The sequence below is a fragment of the Amycolatopsis pigmentata genome (genome assembly GCF_042684065.1).
In the GTDB taxonomy this organism is placed as follows: Bacteria; Actinomycetota; Actinomycetes; order Mycobacteriales; family Pseudonocardiaceae; genus Amycolatopsis_E; species Amycolatopsis_E pigmentata.
The window spans coordinates 1-16,608 of the sequence record NZ_JBHUKR010000010.1 but is presented as its reverse complement, the minus strand read 5'-3'; the positions used below and the strand labels follow the sequence as shown (position 1 = coordinate 16,608).

Genomic DNA, 16,608 nt, shown 5'->3' with positions numbered 1-16,608 from the left:
AAGAACACGACGGTAACGCATCTTGTGGCGAGAGCTGCGTGGATACGGAGGATGTAAGTGTTTTCACCAGAGCTGCAATCCGCAGCGGACAAGTACTTCCGGTCTCTTGAGGTGTCGCAACGACTTATCGCGCTGCACCCACGCACGGCGGGAGGATCCGGAAACCACGCGGCGCTCGCACCAGCTGTCACACTCTCGGTCATCGCCGCGTTCGAGGGATTTGTCGAGGAATTTCTTGCCACAGTACTACTTCTGCGGGGCCACGGATTCGCGCAAGTGGCAAAGAAAATCACCATCAATAACCCCACAGTGAGGCTGTTCGCCTCCAAAATTTCCGCAGAGCTTCCATCTATCGCCACCCGCGTGGGAGACGGCTTTTCCTTGCGGGTCTGGAACATCCCCGGCGTCAACGGTCGCCCGGCGACCGAGACTGTCAGCTGGGACCAGGCAGTCTCACGAGCAGATGGTTGGATGGAGGTCCGCCACTGTCTGACTCACGGACTTGCCAGCGGCTGGCGCAGTGAGGTCTGGCCAGGGCCTATCAAGAACGTCAGCAGCACGCCCGCAAGCAGTGTCCTGAGGGCGAAGCCCGGAGGACGCCACTCGATTGGACTTACCGGCGCCATCTCGTGCGCTCGCCTGTACTTCTATGGTGCACGTCATATCGCAACCCTGGTCGCCGAGGAGATGGGTGAAACCATCGACTGGGCGAAAGCCCCGGAATACCCCCTTACCAAACAGTCTGTCCCCGAGTAATCATGGCAGGGCGGGGTGACGCGGTATTGAGGGTCAAGTCGCCATCGGCGATCACTTCGACAAAGTCGATACCCTTCGTAATGTGTCTGATCTCAACGATCAAGACGGCAACCGGCTTCGTACCCAGGTTCCATCAGGAATGATCAAGGTGTCAGTGACTGACCATCGGCGTCGATGGCTCGGGAACGCGATGTCTGTTGGTGTGTAGAGAAACGGGGAGACGCGCCTGGGGGAGGGTATGGGCGCGTCTCCCCGTTCATAAAGCCCCCAGCACTGCGACGGTCGACCGTCCGGTTGCAGCCGCGAGCGGACCGGTTTCGGCCGCGGGAAGACCGTCGGCGGCGATCAGATGCTGGTGGGCGTGGTCATACCGTGCGGGCAAGGGCGGTGCGGCCGACATCGGCCCCGGCGCCCGTACGGGTTTGGGCGTTGCTCACCCGTTAGTGCTGGCCATGCCGGGATTGGCCGCGCCGCCCTGCGCGGGGATCCACCGCGCCGCTGCGCTGTCGGTCTCGCGCGGTTGGTTCTGAGGTGAGGGCAAAGGTGCTTGAGGCGGGCAGTCGTCCAGCGGCGGTGTCACTTTGTCGAGTTGCCGTATCGATGACAACCGGCTGGCGTGCGGCTGGTCTTCCATGGAGTCACCCTCGGCCTCAGGCCGGGCCACGACGAAGGTGCCTTTACTCCGAACGGTGATTACGATTCCCTGCTCCCGGAGAACCTCGGTCGCATGCCGCGCGGTGCCGAGCGAGACGCCGTATTCTCGCGCCAACTGCAACTCGGCGGGTAACCGCCTGTTCGCTGGCAGGTCCCCGCTTGCGATTCGTCGCGCAAGATGCTGGGCGACCTGCATATAGAGGTAGCCAATCGTGTTATCGCGGTCGATCTCATGGCTCATGAGCGGCCCGCACGTGGCGTGCTCCTGGTGGGCTTCGACAGACATAGGTTACGGGTTCCTAATCAGTAATGGGTGTTTGCGGCAAAATCCAAAGGGTGTCCGTTCCGGCCGTCGACGGGGTGTGCTGTTCGCGGTGACGGCGGGCGTTCGAGGGAACTCGTCGGGGGAGAACGCGATCCGTCGATGGCTGAAGTCGAGTGCTTTCCGCTGTTCGGGAGTCGCGTCATTTGGTTGAAGCAGAGCAGGGCGTCTCTTATAGCTCCGCGCAAGCGTCCGGCGTCGAGTGGGGCCAACGACCACGGGCCTGGCGACGATGTGGTCAGGATGATTCCGTGTTCATGCAGGTGAATGGTCAAGCGCGCCCGGCGGCCGCGCCCGTCGCGGCAACGCACCGTCCATTGGCCGAGACCGCGTTGGCAACCCGAACGGGCCAGTCGTCGGGCCATCGGCATCACACGCATGCGCGTGCGCAGGGCCAAACCACCTCCGAGACACGGTTCGTTGTCAAAGCTTCTCGTTCTCACGTATTTTCCTTTCAGGTGGTGTCAACGGCTGGTTATCAGACAACCCTTAAATCCGACACGGGTCACGGGCCGGATATCCAACCCTTGTACGAACACACGCATAGGCGTTCACCTGCGTATGCACACCTGCGGTCATGCATTTTTTGACCGTAGTGCAAGAGAATTTTTCACACAGGGCCTTGATGTAGCACCGCCGACACGCCACGCTGGTTTCGTGAACTGGTGGCAGGAGGGGAAGTGGGACGATTAGGAAAATCCGGCGGTAAAGGCGAGCGGGACGAGCTACGGTCGATGATGCTGGCTCGAGGCAGCGCGATCGAAGAAGTGGCAGACGAGTTCCGAGCTCGCTGGCAGTTCACGCCGCTCGCCGCATATCGCTATGCGGCCGGCCTCACCCAGATGCAGGCGGCGGTTCGTTATAACGAGGTCATCGGTGATGATCGAGCACGGGTCGATGCCAGCTTGATCTCCAAGCTTGAGCAATGGCCGGTGGCTCGGGGCGCGAAGACACCGACCGCCTACAACCTGGCGGTACTGGCCGTGGTTTACGGGACTGCGCCGCATCGCCTGATCGCGCGCGCGGACGTGGACAAGCTGTCCCGCAGGGATCAAGTGGTGTTGCATGCCACTCATGTTCCGTCACCCGTGACCCCGGCGACCGACGCAGAGCACGCCGTGATTCCTCGCCGGAATCCGGGAGTTGCCCACTCCGCTTCGAGGTCGGTCCCCGCCGGGCCCTACGAGCGTGGCCCAGGGACCGGAGCCGCCCGCGGAGACAACATCCTTTATGACGTCACGGCTGATCAGGACCTCGACCACCTCGTCTTGGCCGCCGCTGATCAATCGCGTGACTTCGCGGCTTGGACGGAGTCGAGGGAGTTGGGTGAAACGACTATCGACATCTACGGTAGCCAGCTCCGCGAGCTGAGCGGCCTGTTCCTCCACCAGCCTGCCGCCTCCTTGTTCCCGCGGCTGGTCCGCCTGCGCTCCACCTTGCTGGGACACCTGTACGAGCACCAGCCGTTGCGACGGTCGCGGGACTTGTACGCGCTGACCGGCATGGCCTGCGTTGTGCTCGCCCACGCCTCCCATGTCCTGGGGCACCGGTCGTCCGGCGTCACGCACGCGCAACTCGCGCAGTTGTGCGCCCGGGAAGCGGGTCACGTGGAACTCCACGCATGGGCACTCGGGACCCGGGCATTGCTTGCCGAGGCGGCGAACCGGCCCCAGGAAGCGTTGCTCCACCTGCGCGCGGCCAGCGAAGAGCTTGCGCGATCGCGCGTCCCCGGCACGGCCGCGGTGCGCCTGGCCAGTTACGAGGCCAGGATCGCCGCGCGCGCAGGGCAACGCGAGCGCGCATGTGCAGCGCTCACTGCGGCGGGAGAAGCCCGTGCACAGGTGGGTGGCGGAGGGGAGATCGCCGACCTGGACGACATCGGCGGCATCCTGTCTTTCCCCGACGCGAAACAGGAGTTCTACTCCGCAGAAGTCAACCTGCTGCTCGGGCGATGTGACTCGGCCGAGCGCGACGCACTTGCCGCGATCGCCAGCTACACCAGCGGTCCGCCTGAGCAGAGTTCGTACGGCGATCTCGCGTTGGCGTGGCTCGATGTCGCGGCCGCCCGGCTCACGACCAACGACCTCGACGGCATGCGGGAAGCGATCCAGCCGGTCCTGGCGTTACCGGCTGGCCTCCGCATCGAGCCGCTACGCAACCCGCTCTCGACGCTGGCGTCGACCCTCACCCAACAGCCCTATCGAGGATCACGACTCGCTAGTGACGTCCGTACTGCCATCGAAAGCTACGACCTGGAACCGCGTGAGATTCTCGGTTCGTGAAGGACAATCCCACCAAGAACGGCTACGAAACCCCCGAGCTGAGAAACACCATCCGACGAGCTTGCGAACTCGCGGACCTTGACGCCCACGGCGCCCGGCTGATCCACCAGTACGACAACGCGGTGTATCTGCTCCCCGCTGAGAACGCGGTCGCTCGCCTGCAACAGGGGGCACAGGTGCCGAACCGCGCGGCGACGAGTCTCGGCATCACGCGTTGGCTCGTCGATGACCACGATTTCCCCGCGACTGCCCCGCTTCCACAAAGCGAGCCGATTGCGGTCGATGAGACGACAACGGCGACGTTCTGGATCTACTACCCTCAGCGCGACAACGGTCACCGGCCGACTTCCGGACACCTGGGCGAACTCGTCCGCCGCCTCCACAACATGCCGCGCCCGACGATCGAATTGCCGCGGTGGACCCCGCTGTCATCGCTCGAAACCGCCTTGTGCGCCCCGTCCATCCTGACTGTGATGGATTCCGAGGACCAGCGCTGGTTGCTGGACCACATCCGGCATGTCCGCCGCGAACTCGACGGCCTGGACTGGCCCCTGGGGTGGGGCCTCGTCCACGGCGACGCGTGGGCGGGCAACCTGCTCTGGAACCACGCTCAGGGCCCCGAGTGCACCGTCCTCGGGGACTGGGATTCGGTGTGCTGGGGTCCCCGTGAGATCGACCTTATCCCGTCCTTGCACGCGGCTCGGCGTTACGGACGCGGGCCTGCTTGGGCACAAGCGTTCGCAGATGCTTACGGCTACGACCTCTCTCGCTGGCCCGGGCATGTCCCTCTCCTGGCCATGCGGGACCTGGTGCAGATCGCTGGCCCGCTTCGCCGGGCAGCCACCGAACCCGTGCTCGCGCAAGCCCTACGGCAACGGATCGACGGCATCAGGAATGACGACGCCGCCCCGTGGAGAGAATTCTGAAACGCTGCGTGGCAGGACGGCCTGGCTGTTGCGGGTCAGGACGTTGCTGATGCTTGAACTAGGTCTGTCCCTTGCACTTGTCGGCGTGAGCATTTGTTTGTGGCGACGATGAGTGTGCTGGCGACGAGTGGGGGTAGTGCCCATAGCGCGGTGGTGAGGTAGCCATTTTGGGTGGGGAGCGTGGCGCCGTTCGGGGTGGCGGTAGCGAGGAGGAAGCCAGTGAGTGCGCTGCCGATGCTCATTCCGATGCTGCGGGCGATCTGATTGATCGAGAGCACGCTGGCCGTTTCTCCTGGGGCACACCGACGAGGACGAGCCTGGGCATCACCGCGAAGACACCTCCGACGGCGAAGCCGAGGAGGGCGATCGCAGCGAGGACGAGGATCAGCGACTGGTTGCCGACCGTGAACAGCAGTGCGCTGGCGCCGGCGATCATGATCGAGAGAATGTAGGTCCATCCTTCGGTGATGCGCGCGATGAGACGCGGCACTGCTTTTCCAGCGAGGAACCCGAGTAGCGAGAACGGGATCAGTGCCGCTCCGGCGGCGACACCGGAAAGGGAGAACCCGTAATGGGCGCCGGTGGGGGTCTGCACGTAGCGGGTGAACAGGCTGAACAGCAGGTACAGACCTGTCCCTGCCACGAGTATCGCCAGGTTCGCGCGAAGAACGGGCCCGTGACCGAGCAACCGAAGGTTCACCAACGGCATCGTCACGCGCTGTTCGATAAACGCCCACACAGCCAGGACCGCGACGGCACCGGCGACGATGCCACCGGCCAGCCAGGTGGTCGCCCAGATCGAGGGTTCGGCGATGACCAACAGGATCCCGAGAGCGCCCACAGCGAGAAGCAATGCGCCGGCGATGTCGATGCGGGGCGGGTCCCCGGGCGCCTCAACGGGCAGGGTCCGCCAGGCGATGGCGAGCGCGACTGCGGAGAGGAGGAGCCCGAGTCCGTACGCGGCGCGCAGGCCTGCGAGTTGGTCGAGAAGGCTGATCACCGGGTAGCCAACCCCGATGCCTACGGTCGTTGCGACCGACAACGCGGCGATCGTGGATGCCGAGCGTTCCGGTGGCAGGTGTGTGCGGGCGACGCTCATCAGCAGTGCCCCCACCGCGACCGCGAGCCCCTGCAATCCGCGTCCGATCAACAACGCCGCGAACGGAAGCGGGAGCACCGTCAGCAGTCCACCGGCCATGACCAGGGCGAGTGTGGCCAGGATCGTGACACGGCGGTACGGGCCGCTGCCGAGCCTGCCCAGCACCGGGCCCGCGATAGCCCCGCTGAACAGGGTCACCGTCAACGTCCACTGCGCAGCATCCAGGGACACGTGCATTCCCGTGGCGACCGCAGTGATGAGGGGCGCTCCGACACTGCCGATCACCGCTCCCGCCAACGCTGTGCACACCAGTGCGACGCTCAGCCGCCTGTTCCGCGGGGCGGAGACGTCGCTGCGGCCGTCAGTGCGGGCGGTCATCGGTTCGTCGCGGTGGTGATGTGCGCGAACAGGCCCGGCTTGATCCGGGTGCGGACACCCTCGGCCCACCCGGCGTCGACCTGCTCGACGTCCATCGCGGCGCCGGCGTTGAGCAGCATCCCGAACCCGAGGAACGTCTTCACGGTCACCGGGTCCAGGCCGGTGCCCTCCTCGGCCGTGCCCCACATCCGCGAGAAACACGACCGCACCGCATCCCGCACCTCCGGGTCGCCACACGCGGCAAAGCCCTGAAGCTGCAACAACAACCCGGTCCGATCGGCCAGCAGGTCGAAGTACTGGGCGCCCATGGCCGAGAGCGCCTCCAGCCCGGTCTTCCCCTCGGCCGCCGCCCGCATCCCGTCGCTGACGCGCTCGAACGCCGTCTGGATCAGCTCCAGGAACAGGGCTTTCTTCGTCCCGAACATCCGGAAGATATACGCCTGCGTGATCCCCGCCGCCTTCGCGATCGCCTCCGTCGACGCCCCGTGCAACCCGTGTTCCGCGAACTCCTCCGCCGCGATGGCCAGCACCTGCGCACGTCGTTCGGTTCCACTCATCCGTCCAGCCATGACCGACAAGTTACCAGTTACTAACTACTAATTAGTGCCCCGTTGCTCGTCGAGGGACCGTGTCCGAACCCAGGTGCCGTGTGCCACAGACGTCAGGTCGGCATAGCGGTGACCGTGACAAAGGCTCCAAGCAAGAGGAACGGACCCATGGGTAACGCGAAATCGTTCGGTCTCCGTCCGATCAAACAGAGGGCCAGCCAGACCAGCGTGGCGGTGAGCCACCCGAGGAACGTGGCGACCACGAGCGCCGACCAACTCAGCCAACCCAACGCCAGCCCGAGTAAGCCGCCCAGCTTCACGTCTCCTGCACCAAGTCCTCCTCGAGAAGCCACCGCCAGAACGAGGTAAAAAGCCGCGAGAACCACCATGCCGGCCAGCGCGCGCCCGAACTCCGATCCTCGGGATTGCGCCACCGCCGCGGTCGCCAGCAGAGCACCGATGAGGGCGACTCCGGAGTAGATGAGCACGCTGGGCAGTCGCTGCTCGATGAGGTCGATCAACCCGAGCACGACCCCCAAGGCCGCGAGAACGCTGTACGGCAACAGGTCGAACTGGAGACCGAAGCGTCCGGCGAGAACACCAAACGCGAGCGCAGTCACCAGCGGGACCACCATGTCCGTGTTCGACGGACCGCTCAGGGCCGTGGTCAGTAGCCGCTCGACGTTTGCCGCCAGCCCACACCCGACGGCAAGGCCGACAGCCGTCCACGACGCGATGACCACGACAGACATCAGCGGCCACCGCCGTCAGCGGCTATCAGCGGGCAATCTGGCCCGCGCTGCTCCCGAAAAACGCTGGTCACCATGAGCCAGTGTTGCGCACGCCGACCGTGGACCCGAATGGGCGTAACCGAACCGGGTGAAGATTTCCTGCATACGCCCATTCCGACTTCAAAGTCAGTGCTTGCACACTTTGCAGTCGGTAGGGGGCAGTGGTGTAGACGTGTTGAACATCACTTGATGTTGAACGATTGTCTCGGCTGTTCGGAGGTGGATTGTGGTAGGTGGCAAGGTCGTGACCCCCGCGAGATGCCGCGTGGCGGCCATACTGGTTAGCGGCGTAACGGTGACGAGCGTGACCTCGTGTCATTCCGGTACCGCAACCGCCCCCATGTCTGGGGCGACACAACCAAGCGCGCAAACATCGATTTCGGCTCCTTCGTCGACCGCAATGTCCATCGAGGACAAGGCCAGGAAAGACGCACTGACGGTGTACCGGGGCATGTGGCAGGACTTCGTCGACGCCGGAGCAACATCGGATTGGCGCTCTCCCAAGCTCGGTCAATACGCGACGGGCACCGCACTGACGAACATGTCGCGCGCCTTGTACGCCGACCACTACAACGGCCTCGTGACCAAGGGACAGCCGACTTTTCAGCCCGCAGTGTCCTCCGTGGACCCTCCGGGTGATCCACGCAAGATAGTGGTCACAGACTGCGCGGACGCGACCCGCTGGTTGAAGTACAAGGCCGACAACGGACAACTCGCTGACGACACCCCTGGCGGGCGGCACTTGGTCAACGCAATTGTCGAAAAACAGTCGGACGGATCGTGGAAAGTCACCGAGTACGGCGTCCACGAGGTGTCGACATGTTGAGACCGAAAGGCATCGCAGTCGTCACCGGCCTTGTTCTGATCAGCGGCCTGTGCGGCACCACCCCTGCCGTGGCCGACGATGGATTCGGCAGCACAAAGTGCCAGCAGATGCCGGCGCCGGTCTGCGATCTCGGCGCGGGCAAGGGCGGTAATAGCGGATCGTCAGGGAGCAGTCCCGGTCACGACGGCAAGCCCGGCCACCAAGAGGCAGGCACATCCAGCGGCGGCAACAACGCCGGAAGCCCTGGCGACACGATTAACGGTGGCAAACCGAATCTGGCGAGTTGCTCCTACGTCAAAAGCGACTATGAGCCTCCGTCCGGCGTCGTCACCGCTGCATACCACCGTCCGCTCAGGCCTGGTTTCGTTGTGCAGGAGGCGGTCCTCATACGCTCCGACGCCGTAGCGCGGCCCGCCGTGGGTGCGTTGTCGGCGGCCGGGCCGACACCAGGACGATCCGGTTCTTGGTACGTGTGGAAGTGCACTGGCCCGGGAGTCGGTACGGACGCGGTGTACCGGCCGCCCGTGTGGATTCCTGACGGCCAGGAACCGGGAGCTACACAATTGCCCTCGCCTGCGGAATTGGCGACGATGGCGCGCAAGCAGTTGCGGTTGCCGACACCGGCGATCGCGGCGAACCCGGCCGGGGACCAGTTGGTAAACCTGCCGACCTGGCTGTGGTTGTCCAGCGGTTGGGGGCCGGTCTCGGCAACCGCCTCAGTACCCGGGGTATCCGTGACCGCGGTGGCGACGCCAACGTCGGTGACATGGTCGATGGGTGATGACAGCACGGTGACCTGTACCGGAGCGGGCACTCCCTTCCGGCCCGGAACCGACCCCATCGCCTCCTCACCGGATTGCGGGCACACCTACCGGATGTCCTCGGCAAGCCAGATGGGACAAGCGTTCCCGGTCACCGCGACGGTGCATTGGACAGTCGCCTGGTCCGGAGCAGGCCAGAGCGGCACCTTCCCGGACATGACCGCCACCGGCAACGCGGCCTTCCGCGTCGCCGAGGCTCAAGCCCTCAACAACGGCGGAGGCTAACCCAAGCACCCGGTCCCACCGCAGCGAAAAGACAAAACCGAATTTCTCTCCGCTCGTCGAAACCCGGCGACGCGGCGTACTACCCCCATGCCCGGAGGTGCCAGCGTGACCACAAACATCACTCAATCGGACACCAGCCGACCCACGACGTCGACCGATGCCCCATGGACCACGGCCAGCCCGAAGGCCGCCTCGCGCTTGCGGGCAATGAAACGGCGGCGCAGCATCCCGCACCTACTGCTGGGCGTCTTGCTCGTGCTGGCCTGCGCCGCCGCCTTCGCCGTAGTGTCTCTGAACTCAGGCAACAGGGAATCGGTTCTGGCACTGGCGCGACCGGTATCGGTCGGGCAGGTGCTGATGCCACAAGATCTCAAGCAGGTCAACGTCGCTGTCGATCCTGAGGTGTCCGTCGTGGACGTCCGCCAGGCAGCCGGATTGGTGGGCAGGACGTTGTCGGTAAGCCTGCCCGCCGGAGCGCTACTCACTCGTGACGCGGTCAGCGGAGCCGGGCTTCCCGCAGCAGGGCAAGCGATCGCGGCCTTGCCATTGAAGGCGGGCCAGTTCCCGCCGCAAGTATCGCCGGGCTCGCATGTCTCGGTGGTGTTCGTGCCGGGTCAGACAGGCACAGCCATGGCCAGTCCTCCGAGCCCCGATGCGATGTCGGTGTGGCCAGCGGTGGTCGCCGCGGTCACGTCGTCGCCGAACCAGCAAACCAGCGTGGTGTCGGTGCAGTTGAGCCAGGCTGCTGCCCTCCAGATCGCCGCCGTGACCGCAGGGCAGCTCTCGATCGTGATGCTTTCCGGAGGCGAGTGATGTTGGTCGTAGTGGTCTCGGTGAAAGGCTCGCCAGGGGTGACCACGTTCTCGGTCGCACTCGCTGCGCGATGGCCAGCGCCTGCGCAGGCGCTGCTGATCGAAGCCGACCCCTCCGGCGGAGACGTTGGAACGAGGTTCTCCCTAAAGTCGACGCCAGGGCTGGTGAGCTTGGCGTCGGCCACGCGGCGCAGTGCTGACCCGGAGTTGTTGTGGCAGCACGCGCAGGCTCTTCCGGGTGGTTTGCCCGTGGTGGCCGCGCCGTCGGACGCCGACCGTGCGCGGGCCGCGCTATCCGCACTGGTCGACCCGATCACCGGTGCTGGAATCCTGCGGGCCGCCGCGAACAGGTGGGAGACGGCGGTGATCGCGGACTGCGGCCGGATCGACGCGGGGTCTGCGGCCCTTCCGATCGTACGTTCGGCCGACGCGATGATCTTGCTGACTCGTGCTCACGCGGACGACCTCGCGCACCTGGCACGCCGGCTGACGAGCCTAGGCCGCTGGACCCCAAGCCCGGCCATGCTGTTGGTGGGGGACGGCTATTCGCCAACCGAGGTCGCCCGCGAGCTGGGTGTGCCGCCGCTTGGCCGGATACCGGATGATCCACGCGGCGCGGCGGTCTTGTGCGGACGGCCCACGCTACGAGGGCGCAGCAGCGGCCCTGCCCATTCCGCGTTGGGACAGGTCGCACACAAAGTCGCCAAAGCCGTCATCGCCGACCGAACATCACTTGCCGCTCTGCCACGCCAGGGCCCCGCCGAAAGCCAACCCATGCTGCTCGGGCGGACGGTCCCCGACGTACCCGTCAACCCGGTCTCGATAAGCGCGCTACGGCCTGCGTCGCCATTCGAGCCCGGCCCACGTACTGGAACCTCGGGGAAGGGAACCACGTCATGACCGGCACCGACAATGGGTATCCGCCGCCTGTTCCATTGCTCCCACGCCACCGACAACCTCGCCGCGACCCTCGGCAACCGCCTACGACCGCTGACCAGTCAGGGCCGCAGGAACCCGCTCCGCACTACGCAGATGGCCCGTTCCCACCGCAGGTCGTCTCCACGGAAGCAAGGCCGAACACCGAGGCCGTAGGGCGCCTTCGCCAGCACCTCCGGGAGACGCTCGGCACCGAACTACCGGCGCGGGTGGACACGCTGCAACGTCGTACCGGTACTCCGGTGAACACGGATGCTCGCCGCGAATTGGCCCGCGCGATTCTGGACGAGGCGGTTCTCGCGCACAGTGAGAGCGAACTGATGGCCGACCGTGCACTCGTCGGCCGCGAGGCCGAGCAGCGCGTGATCGGCGAGGTCATCAACGAGCTGTTCGGGATGGCCGGCCTGCAACCACTGCTGGACGACCCCGCCGTGGAGACAATCAACGCCAACCGGTTCGACCGAGTCTTTGTCCAATACGCAGACGGTCGCCGTGCCCACGTCGCACCGATCGCCTCGTCGAACGAGGAACTGACCGACTTGGTGCGGATGCTCGCTTCCCGTGCTTCCAGTCAGGAACGACGCTTCGACTACGGTTCCCCGGCGGTCAACCTTCAACTCCCCGGAGGGGAACGGTTGTTCGCGGCGATGGGAGTCACGGCAGGTGGAGTGACCTCTCTGTCGATCCGCCGGCACGGGTACCTCACCGTGACCCTCCCGCAGTTGCGGGCACGCGGCACCCTCGACCCCGGCCTGGAACAGTTCCTCCGGTCGTTGGTCAAGGCACGCAAGAACACCCTGGTCACCGGCGGCACCGGAGTGGGTAAGACCACGCTGTTGCGGGCGCTCGCGTCCGAAATGGACCCAATGGAACGCGTCGTCACGATCGAGGACGCCTTCGAACTCGGGCTGCAACGCGATCCCAGCATCCACGCCGACGTGACCGCCTTCCAAGCCCGTGAACCCAACGTCGAAGGCGAGGGCGCGATCTCCCAGGCCGAACTCGTCCGCTGGGGCCTGCGGATGAGCCCGGACCGGGTGATCGTCGGCGAAATCCGCGGCCCGGAGGTCATCCCGATGTGCAACGCGATGAGCCAGGGCAACGACGGCAGCATGGCGACCCTGCATGCCTCAAGCTCGAGAATCGCGTTCACCCGCCTCGCCTCCTACGCCGCCCAAGGCGCCGAACGTCTTCCGTTGGAAGCCACCAACCTGCTTGTGGCGTCCGCGGTGCATTTCGTCGTGCACCTCGCCCGGGCCGCCGACCGAACGACTCGCGTGGTGTCCTCCATCCGCGAGGTCGTCGGCGTAGACGGCCCACAGGTGATCTCCAACGAGGTCTACCGACCCGGTGCTGACCGACGCGCGCGCCCGGTTGCCGGAGCGTTGCGTACCGACACCCTCGACGACCTGGTCGATGTCGGATTCGACCCCGGCGTGCTGGCGGAGCCGGAAGGCTGGTGGCCCCGATGACCCCGGCACACATCACCATCAGTGCCACCACCGTCCTCGCAGCCGTATTGGGGCTGGGGGCGGGTGTTGGCCTGCTGCTGGTCATCATTGGTTGGCGCGGAGTAGATCCCAACCGGCGGCCCGGGCCGTTCGGTCGCCTGTGGTCCCAGCGGGCTTCAGTCGCGACGCAGGACCGACGTTGGATACTACGGATTGCCTTGGCCTTCGCGGTCGGTGTGGCGATCGGGCTGGCCACCGGATGGATCGCCGCCTCCGTACTGGCAGGACTGGCGGTCTGGGCCTTGCCCCGCCTCGTCGGCCGCGAACCCGAACAAACTCGCCGCGTGGCCCGGATCGAAGCGATCGCGACTTGGACCGAAATGCTGCGGGATACGCTCTCCGCCGCCGCAGGTCTGGAACAGGCCATCCTCGCCACCGCGCAGCTCGCGCCACAAGCCATCCGTGGCGAGGTCGGCGAACTCGCCGCCCGGATCGAGAACGGCGACCGACTCGCGCATGCCCTGCGCATACTCGCCAACCGGCTCGCCGACCCCACCGGCGACCTGGTGATCGCCGCACTTTTGCTCGCCGCCGAGCAGCACGCCCGTCAGCTCTCCGACCTGCTCGGTTCGCTGGCCCATGCGGCCCGTGAACAAGCCTCCATGCGGATGCGCGTCGAGGCCGGCCGCGCCCGCACACGGACCTCGGTGCGGGTGATCGTGGGCACCACATTGACCTTCGCCGTGGCCGTCGTGCTGTTCAACCGTGGCTACCTCTCCGCGTATGACTCGACCACCGGACAAATTGTCCTGCTCGGAATCGGCGTGCTGTTTTCGTCGGGCATCGCATGGTTGGCGCGCATCGCCGCCGTCCCCGAACCCGAACGCTTCCTCGTAGAAGTAAGCACCGCTGCCGGTCAGGGCCCGGCCATAGCCGAAAGGCAGGTGTAACCATCATGATCACCGCGCTCGCTCTTGGAGCAGGACTCGGCATCGGCCTGTGGTCGCTCGCGGTCTGGCTCTTCCCACCACGCCCCGCACTCGGAACGATCCTGGCACACGCCACGAAGCTGTCAGCACCAGAGCCGATTTTGGCCACCGAAGACACCGGTTGGGCAGCCAAGCTGGGTCGCCCCTTCGTCACCCCGTTGCGCGCACTGGGCCTGCCCGGCCAGCGCCTGACCCGCGAGCTGGCCGTGACCGGAAGACCGGTCGCGACGCATCTGGCGGAGAAAGCCACGCTGGCGATCACCGGACTGGTCGCGCCGGTCGTGGTGCAACTACTCCTCGTTCTCGGTGGTTTGTCGCTGGGGATCGAGCTCCCGATCGTCGGCGGCGTCGTGCTGGCCGTTATTGGGTTCGTCCTGCCCGATGTGCAGACGAAGTCGGACGCGGCGAAGCTACGCACCAATTTTCGGCATGCTCTGTCCGCCTACCTGGACCTGGTGTGGATCACCCTCGCTGGAGGCGCCGGGGTGGACAGCGCACTGACCGGTTCTGTCGCTGTCGGCCGAGGTTGGGCATTCGAGCAGATCCGCCGAGCCCTGGATAGCGCACGGCTGATGCGCACGACGCCGTGGGCCAAGCTGCGCCAGCTCGGGGAGGAGCTCGATGTCACCGAACTGTCCGAGCTCGCCGCTTCAGTGAGCCTGGCCGGCACCGAGGGCGCCAAGGTCCGCACCTCGCTGGCCGCGAAAGCCTCCGCCCTTCGCACCCATCAACTCACCGACGCCGAAGGCGAGGCGCAGGCCGCTACCGAACGGATGTCGCTGCCGGTGATGTTGCTGTTCCTGGGGTTCTTAGCCTTCATTGCCTATCCCGGGCTCGTGAAAGTCCTAACCGGACTCTAAGTTTCGGCCTTTACCAAGGAAGGAGAACACAATGCAGCCCTACCTGGTGGCGTTGTGGACAACGTTGAAGGCGCGGTGGGACCTGCTGCGCCAGCAACCGGATGCTGGTTACTCGACCGAAACGGTCTTGGTGACCGCACTGCTGGTCGTGGCCGCGCTCGCGATCATCGCGGTCGTGGTCGCAAAGGTCTCCGCCAAAGCGAGCAGCATCGAGATGTAGCCATGACACGCAAGCATCAGATACAGCAGCGTGTCCTGAGCAGTGACGTGGCTGACTGGCGGTGCGGTGCCCGGCCTGAGTATGGGCGTGCGGGCCTCCTACGGCGATTGCTGCGCGGCGACCGTGGCTCGGTTACCGCCGAATTGGTGATCGCGACACCGCTACTTCTCCTCATGCTGCTGGCGATCGTGCAGTTCGCCCTGTGGTCACATGCTACCCACATCGCCCAGGCCGCTGCCTCCCAAGGACTTTCCGTCGTGCGAGCTCAGAATGGCAGTGCGGACGAAGGCCGTGTGGATGCGCAACGAATGCTCGACCAACTCGCGCGCGGCCCTCTGGCCGACATCAACGTCAGCGCGGGCCGCACAGCGACCTCGGCGTCGATCCGGATCATCGGCAACGCCACTTCGGTGATCCCGTTCTTGCGCCTGCCGGTACGCGCGGAGGCGGCTGGACCGGTCGAGCGGTTCGTGCCAGACCTGGCCAGCGGAGGGTGACCCGATGGCCGCGAACTCGAACCCTGTGCGCACCGCTGCGACACCGTCGTCCGGCGTCCCAGGACATCCGCTGAGATGGGAACGCTGCCTGCGGTGGTGGGCGACCTGGTGGCGCGCCGACCGCGGCTCTGTCGCCACAGAAGTCACGCTCGTTGCCCCGTTCTTGGTCATGCTGCTCGTATTCGTCGCCGTCGTCATCCACCGAGGCGTCGACGCGCGCTTGCGGGTGGAGGACGCCGCACACCAGGCCGCACGCGCCGCCAGTATTGAACGCACTCCCGTCACCGCGACAGGAGCAGCCCGGTCGGCTGCGGCCAGCGCGCTGTCTGCGGCGGGGCTCACGTGTGCGTCGTTGTCTGTGGACACCGCAACCGACGGCATGCATTCAGGCGGCACGGTCGCCGTGACCCTTTCGTGCACCGTTGATATCAGCCAAGCGCTCATCCTCGGCGGGATCAGCCAGAAACGGTTATCCGCCAACGCGATCGAGCCGATAGACAGGTGGCGGGGGCTTAGCGGAGGTGGCTCATGAGCCGCCCGCAACGGCACGCGGGAGCGACCTGGCGGGGCTGGTGGCAGGCCGACGAAGGCCGAGTCACCGCCCTCGTCGTCGTCCTTGTCACTGCGATCCTGGCCCTGGCCGGGCTCACCCTCGACGGTGGCCTGGCGCTGGCGGCCAAGGTCAGGGCCAACGGAGAGGCCGAGGCCGCTGCTCGTGCCGGCGCCCAAGCGATTGACCTCACCGCTTACCGGAATACCGGCGCCATGCAATTGATTCCCGCGCAGGCCGTCGCCGACGCCCGTGCCTACCTCGCCGCCGTGGACGCATCGGGAACAGTGACCGCCTCCGGCGACACCGTGATCGTCACCATCACGGCGTCTCAGAACACTCAGCTGCTGAGCATGGTGGGGATTTTCAGCCTCACCGTCCATGGAAGCGGAAGCGCTCATCCTCAACGCGGGGTGGTGACGATCTCACCATGACCGCAGTCGTCGCTCGCATCTCTTGCGACGCATCAGGAAGGAACCGCATGGCTACACCCGAAGAAATCGAACGGCGCGTCCACGAGAGTGATGCCGCTCGTAACGCGAAAAGGTCGGCTACGGCCAAACGAGTCGGTGAACTGGCACAGCGCCGGGCGACGATTGCCGACCAACTAGTACTGCAACGGCACTTAGGTGAGTGGGTATCCGCGTCTTTTGTAGTGGCTGAGC

18 protein-coding genes and 1 pseudogene are annotated in these 16,608 nt (G+C 65.7%); 15 read left to right on the top strand and 4 right to left on the bottom strand.

Annotation, left to right across the window (positions count from 1 at the left end; translation table 11 throughout):
• Positions 1 to 57 precede the first annotated feature (57 nt).
• The gene (locus ACFSXZ_RS22005) at positions 58 to 756 is read left to right on the top strand and encodes a hypothetical protein (protein WP_378267028.1); all 699 of its coding nucleotides are present in this window, start codon (positions 58 to 60) and stop codon (positions 754 to 756) included.
• 433 nt (positions 757 to 1,189) lie between these two features.
• Here the strand turns inward: ACFSXZ_RS22005 and ACFSXZ_RS22000 are convergent, their stop codons facing one another.
• The gene (locus tag ACFSXZ_RS22000) at positions 1,190 to 1,696 is read right to left on the bottom strand and encodes a GntR family transcriptional regulator (protein ID WP_378267027.1); all 507 of its coding nucleotides are present in this window, start codon (positions 1,694 to 1,696) and stop codon (positions 1,190 to 1,192) included.
• A gap of 716 nt (positions 1,697 to 2,412) precedes the next feature.
• On the opposite strand from ACFSXZ_RS22000, the gene ACFSXZ_RS21995 reads away from it, so the two are divergent.
• Both ACFSXZ_RS21995 and ACFSXZ_RS21990 read left to right on the top strand, forming a co-directional pair.
• Complete coding sequence (locus ACFSXZ_RS21995; RefSeq protein ID WP_378267026.1) at positions 2,413 to 4,014, top strand: hypothetical protein; 1,602 nt, start codon at positions 2,413 to 2,415, stop codon at positions 4,012 to 4,014.
• Positions 4,011 to 4,940, top strand: a complete 930-nt coding sequence (locus ACFSXZ_RS21990; protein WP_378267025.1) for a phosphotransferase — start codon at positions 4,011 to 4,013, stop codon at positions 4,938 to 4,940. Before ACFSXZ_RS21995 ends, ACFSXZ_RS21990 begins: the two co-directional genes overlap by 4 nt.
• A gap of 238 nt (positions 4,941 to 5,178) precedes the next feature.
• Here the strand turns inward: ACFSXZ_RS21990 and ACFSXZ_RS21985 are convergent, their stop codons facing one another.
• The 3 genes from ACFSXZ_RS21985 to ACFSXZ_RS21975 form a co-directional block, all read right to left on the bottom strand.
• Positions 5,179 to 6,348: an MFS transporter gene (locus ACFSXZ_RS21985; RefSeq protein WP_378267024.1), complete on the bottom strand. Its 1,170-nt coding sequence runs from the start codon at positions 6,346 to 6,348 to the stop codon at positions 5,179 to 5,181.
• A 65-nt stretch (positions 6,349 to 6,413) separates the two neighbouring features.
• On the bottom strand, positions 6,414 to 6,986 hold the full coding sequence (locus tag ACFSXZ_RS21980; RefSeq protein ID WP_378267023.1) for a TetR/AcrR family transcriptional regulator: 573 nt from the start codon (positions 6,984 to 6,986) through the stop codon (positions 6,414 to 6,416).
• A 92-nt stretch (positions 6,987 to 7,078) separates the two neighbouring features.
• Positions 7,079 to 7,717: a prepilin peptidase gene (locus ACFSXZ_RS21975; RefSeq protein ID WP_378267022.1), complete on the bottom strand. Its 639-nt coding sequence runs from the start codon at positions 7,715 to 7,717 to the stop codon at positions 7,079 to 7,081.
• Between the two features lie 439 nt (positions 7,718 to 8,156).
• On the opposite strand from ACFSXZ_RS21975, the gene ACFSXZ_RS21970 reads away from it, so the two are divergent.
• The 12 genes and pseudogenes from ACFSXZ_RS21970 to ACFSXZ_RS21915 all read left to right on the top strand — a co-directional run.
• Complete coding sequence (locus ACFSXZ_RS21970; RefSeq protein ID WP_378267021.1) at positions 8,157 to 8,582, top strand: hypothetical protein; 426 nt, start codon at positions 8,157 to 8,159, stop codon at positions 8,580 to 8,582.
• Between the two features lie 563 nt (positions 8,583 to 9,145).
• Positions 9,146 to 9,628: a hypothetical protein gene (locus ACFSXZ_RS21965; RefSeq protein ID WP_378267020.1), complete on the top strand. Its 483-nt coding sequence runs from the start codon at positions 9,146 to 9,148 to the stop codon at positions 9,626 to 9,628.
• 105 nt (positions 9,629 to 9,733) lie between these two features.
• Positions 9,734 to 10,441 (top strand): SAF domain-containing protein, encoded by a 708-nt coding sequence (locus ACFSXZ_RS21960; RefSeq protein WP_378267019.1) that lies wholly within the window; start codon positions 9,734 to 9,736, stop codon positions 10,439 to 10,441.
• A 164-nt stretch (positions 10,442 to 10,605) separates the two neighbouring features.
• The gene (locus ACFSXZ_RS21955; protein WP_378267018.1) at positions 10,606 to 11,340 is read left to right on the top strand and encodes a chromosome partitioning protein; all 735 of its coding nucleotides are present in this window, start codon (positions 10,606 to 10,608) and stop codon (positions 11,338 to 11,340) included.
• Positions 11,341 to 11,375: 35 nt separating this feature from the next.
• Entirely contained in the window at positions 11,376 to 12,848 is a 1,473-nt protein-coding gene (locus ACFSXZ_RS21950) for a CpaF family protein (RefSeq protein WP_378267048.1), read from the top strand.
• Positions 12,845 to 13,777 carry a type II secretion system F family protein gene (locus ACFSXZ_RS21945; protein WP_378267017.1) on the top strand — a complete coding sequence of 311 codons (933 nt, stop codon included), beginning with the start codon at positions 12,845 to 12,847 and terminating at the stop codon, positions 13,775 to 13,777. Before ACFSXZ_RS21950 ends, ACFSXZ_RS21945 begins: the two co-directional genes overlap by 4 nt.
• 5 nt (positions 13,778 to 13,782) lie before the next feature.
• A complete protein-coding gene (locus tag ACFSXZ_RS21940; protein ID WP_378267016.1) occupies positions 13,783 to 14,676 on the top strand; it encodes a type II secretion system F family protein in 894 nt (297 codons plus the stop codon).
• A gap of 31 nt (positions 14,677 to 14,707) precedes the next feature.
• Positions 14,708 to 14,896 (top strand): hypothetical protein, encoded by a 189-nt coding sequence (locus ACFSXZ_RS21935; protein WP_378267015.1) that lies wholly within the window; start codon positions 14,708 to 14,710, stop codon positions 14,894 to 14,896.
• A 107-nt stretch (positions 14,897 to 15,003) separates the two neighbouring features.
• Entirely contained in the window at positions 15,004 to 15,393 is a 390-nt protein-coding gene (locus ACFSXZ_RS21930) for a TadE/TadG family type IV pilus assembly protein (protein ID WP_378267014.1), read from the top strand.
• Positions 15,394 to 15,397: 4 nt separating this feature from the next.
• Entirely contained in the window at positions 15,398 to 15,925 is a 528-nt protein-coding gene (locus ACFSXZ_RS21925) for a TadE/TadG family type IV pilus assembly protein (RefSeq protein WP_378267013.1), read from the top strand.
• Positions 15,922 to 16,377 carry a pilus assembly protein TadG-related protein gene (locus tag ACFSXZ_RS21920; RefSeq protein WP_378267012.1) on the top strand — a complete coding sequence of 152 codons (456 nt, stop codon included), beginning with the start codon at positions 15,922 to 15,924 and terminating at the stop codon, positions 16,375 to 16,377. Before ACFSXZ_RS21925 ends, ACFSXZ_RS21920 begins: the two co-directional genes overlap by 4 nt.
• Before the next feature lie 47 nt (positions 16,378 to 16,424).
• Positions 16,425 to 16,608 (top strand): annotated as a pseudogene (locus tag ACFSXZ_RS21915) (hypothetical protein); the annotation flags it as partial.